At 53.2% G+C, this 282-nt stretch carries 1 protein-coding gene; it reads left to right on the top strand.

What is annotated here, in order from left to right; all coding sequences use genetic code 11:
* A partial coding sequence (locus GBM95_RS12150) for a reverse transcriptase domain-containing protein (RefSeq protein ID WP_264298114.1) occupies positions 1-282 on the top strand: 282 nt, incomplete at both ends.

The following is a 282-nucleotide window of genomic DNA, read 5'->3' as shown; positions in this document are numbered from 1 at the left end:
GACCCTACTTTCTCCACCCGAAGCCATGGTTTCAGGCCGAACGAGAAAGCGCACAACGCGATCTATGACGTGCTGGACGCGGCTGACAAGGGATACAGATGGGTCGTGGATATGGACCTCGAAAAGTTCTTTGACACGATAAACCACGCGAAAATGGTGCAGATACTCTCCGAGAGAATCGAGGATGGCAGAGTCATCTCGCTCATCCATAAATATCTCAGAGCGGACGTGCAACTGAAGAATGGACACGTGGAAAAGCGGGACAAAGGAGCGCCGCAGGGC

The sequence above is a fragment of the Sutterella seckii genome (assembly GCF_009183815.1).
GTDB lineage: Bacteria > Pseudomonadota > Gammaproteobacteria > Burkholderiales > Burkholderiaceae_F > Sutterella > Sutterella seckii.
The sequence above is the reverse complement of the archived record's forward strand: the minus strand, read 5'-3'. Positions and strand labels throughout refer to the sequence as shown.